The sequence below is a fragment of the Stenotrophomonas pictorum JCM 9942 genome (genome assembly GCF_001310775.1).
In the GTDB taxonomy this organism is placed as follows: Bacteria; Pseudomonadota; Gammaproteobacteria; order Xanthomonadales; family Xanthomonadaceae; genus Stenotrophomonas; species Stenotrophomonas pictorum.
Genome location: NZ_BAZI01000297.1, coordinates 1 through 3,284, shown reverse-complemented (window position 1 = coordinate 3,284; position 3,284 = coordinate 1). Strand labels below are relative to the sequence as shown.

General features: G+C 64.9%; 3 protein-coding genes. All 3 read right to left on the bottom strand.

From position 1 onward, the window contains the following. On the bottom strand, positions 1 to 793 hold a 793-nt coding region (locus JCM9942_RS12665; RefSeq protein ID WP_054660092.1), incomplete at its 3' end, for an HDOD domain-containing protein. A gap of 142 nt (positions 794 to 935) precedes the next feature. After that, entirely contained in the window at positions 936 to 1,481 is a 546-nt protein-coding gene (ppa, locus tag JCM9942_RS12660) for an inorganic diphosphatase (protein WP_054660091.1), read from the bottom strand. A gap of 145 nt (positions 1,482 to 1,626) precedes the next feature. Next, the coding region (locus JCM9942_RS12655) for a sodium-translocating pyrophosphatase (protein ID WP_054660089.1) at positions 1,627 to 3,284 on the bottom strand (1,658 nt) is incomplete at its 5' end.

Below are 3,284 nucleotides of genomic sequence, written 5' to 3'. Positions count from 1 at the left end.
CGATGTCGGCCAGCAGTGCGGCGGTGGCGCCCAGCTCGGCACTGGAGGCGGGCAGCATCTTTGCGGCCAGCCGTGAGGCCAGCAGCGCCCGGGACTGCAGGGCGTTGCGTTCGGCGGCTGAAATGGCGGCCAGCGAGAAAACCTCACTGGCCAGCACCAGGTCGCGCAGCGTCGACAGCCCCAGCCGGGTCACCGCGCCACGCAGGTCGGAAATGGCGCGGCCATTGTTGAAGAAGGCCGAATTGGACAGCTGCAGCACCTTGGCGGCGATGGCCGGATCGGCCGCCACCAGCTTGGCGATCTCGCTGGCATCACTGTCTTCGTTCTCTTCCAGCGCCTGCATCAGGCTCAGGTAGAGATGGGGCGGGGAGGGCAGCTTCTCGATGCGGCCGATGGAAGTGCGCAGACGCGGGCTGTCGAGCAGTTCGCGCAGCTCTTCCAGGCTGGTGAGGGCCTCCAGCAACACTTCCGGCGCCAACGGCAATGGCAGAAAACGATGGGCCACGCCGATGATGCGGGCCGAGGGGGAGCGCTGGCTGCTGTCGGTGTCGATCAGCGCGATACGGATGGTTTCCGGGCGCAGCGTGCGGATCTGACCCAGTAAGGTCGCCGGGGTGAGATCGGCCAGCACCGGGGCCACGATGACGGCGTCCACGGCCGAGGTCGCCACTGCGGCGATGGCGGCATTGCCATCCGGGGCGGTCTGCAGCTGCCAATCCTCTCCAAGATCGCTGACGTACTCGAAAAGTTCGTTCGACAGACTGGCTTCATCGCCGACAAGCAGGATACGCAAGACACTTTCCCCAGAAAAATACAGTTACTTGGCCACAACGGAAACAGGCCGGGAAAACCGGCCTGTCAATGTAGCCGAACCCCGTAACAGGGTCATGCGCTACAGATATGAAACGTGATCACTGTCGCTGCAGGCGGCAGGATCAGCCTTGCTGTTCCTGCTGGGCCAGGAAGGTCTGGTGGGCTTCCACCAGGATCTTCTTGGCTTCGGCGGCGTCGCCCCAGCCTTCGATCTTGACCCACTTGCCCTTCTCCAGATCCTTGTAGTGCTCGAAGAAGTGACCGATGCGCTCCAGCCAGTGGCTGGAGACCTGTTGGATGTCTTCCACATGGGCATAGCCGTTGAAGATCTTGGCCACCGGCACGGCCAGGATTTTCTCATCGCTGCCGGCTTCATCACTCATTTTCAGCACGCCCACCGGACGGCAGCGCACGACCGAGCCCGGTACCAGCGGCAGCGGCAGCACCACCAGCACGTCGGCCGGGTCGCCGTCGCCACACAGGGTCTGCGGCACGAAACCGTAGTTGCAGGGGTAGCGCATCGGCGTGGAGAGGATGCGGTCAACGAAGATCGCGCCGCTTTCCTTGTCCATTTCGTACTTTACCGGCTCCGAATCCTTCGGAATCTCGACGATGACGTTGATTTCTTCCGGCGGGTTCTTGCCCGGCGAGACAAGTTTCAGGCTCATTGCGCTGACTCCGAATCGTGATGTTTGGGGAAAACGCCCATTCTACGCTGGCGCCTATTGCACTGCATCACGCCCGCCCCTGGAAACAGGACACCCCGCCGGAGCGGGGTGTCCTGTCCTTCATAAACAATGGCTTGCGGAGTCTCTACAGCAACGGCACCAGCAGCAGCGCGACGATGTTGATGATCTTGATCAAGGGGTTGATCGCCGGGCCGGCGGTGTCCTTGTACGGGTCGCCCACCGTATCGCCGGTCACCGCCGCCTTGTGGGCATCGCTGCCCTTGCCGCCGAAGTGGCCGTCCTCGATGTACTTCTTGGCGTTGTCCCAGGCACCGCCACCGGTGGTCATCGAGATCGCCACGAACAGGCCGGTGACGATGGTGCCGATCAGCAGACCGCCCAGGGCTTTCGGTCCCAGGAGCAGGCCGACCACCACCGGCACCGCCACCGGCAGCAGCGAGGGCACGATCATTTCCCGGATCGCCGAGCGGGTCAGCATGTCCACCGCGCGCGAGTAGTCCGGTTTGCCGGTGCCCTGCATGATGCCGGGGATGTCGCGGAACTGGTGGCGCACTTCCTCCACCACCGCGCCGGCGGCACGGCCGACCGCTTCCATCGCCATCGCCCCGAACAGGTAGGGGATCAGGCCGCCGATCAGCAGGCCGATGATCACGGTGTGGTCGGACAGGTCGAAGGCGAAGACCGTGCCCGGGTTGGCCAGCTGCAAGTTGTGCGTGTAATCGGCAAACAGCACCAGCGCGGCCAGCGCCGCCGAGCCGATCGCATAGCCCTTGGTCACCGCCTTGGTGGTGTTGCCGACCGCATCGAGCGGATCGGTGATCTCGCGGATTTCGGGCGGCAGTTCGGCCATCTCGGCGATACCGCCGGCGTTGTCGGTGATCGGGCCGTAAGCGTCCAGCGCCACGATCATGCCGGCCATCGACAGCATCGCGGTGGCGGCGATGGCGATGCCGTACAGGCCGCCATGCAGGTGGGAAAACCAGATTGCGGCGCACACGGCCACCACCGGCAGCGCGGTGGACTTCATCGACACCCCGAGCCCGGCGATGATGTTGGTGCCATGGCCGGTGGTCGAGGCCTGCGCCACGTGCTGCACCGGCTTGTACTGGGTGCCGGTGTAGTACTCGGTGATCCACACGATCAGGCCGGTGAGCGCCAGTCCGATCAGTGCGCAGATGTACAGATTCATCGCGCCATAGGGTGAATCGGCCATCAGCTGGGTGGTGACCGGCCAGAACGCGATCGCGGCCAGCACCGCCGAGACGATCACGCCTTTGTACAGCGCGCCCATGATCGAGCCGCCCGGCTTCACCTTGACGAAGAAGGCGCCGATGATCGAGGCGATGATCGACACCCCGCCCAGCACCAGCGGAAACAGGACCGCGTTGCGGCCGACCTCGGCCATCATCATGCCGCCCAGCAGCATGGTGGCGATCACCGTCACCGCATAGGTTTCGAACAGATCGGCGGCCATGCCGGCGCAATCGCCGACGTTGTCCCCCACATTGTCGGCGATCACCGCCGGGTTGCGCGGGTCGTCCTCGGGAATTCCGGCCTCGACCTTGCCGACCAGGTCCGCGCCCACATCCGCCCCCTTGGTGAAGATGCCGCCGCCCAGTCGCGCGAAGATCGAGATCAGCGAGCTGCCGAAGGCCAGCCCGACCAGCGCGTGCAGGTTGTCGGCCAGGCTCAGCCCCAACTTCTGCAACACCAGGTAGTAGCCGGCCACGCCCAGCAGGCCCAGCCCGACCACCAGCATGCCGGTGATCGCACCGCCGCGGA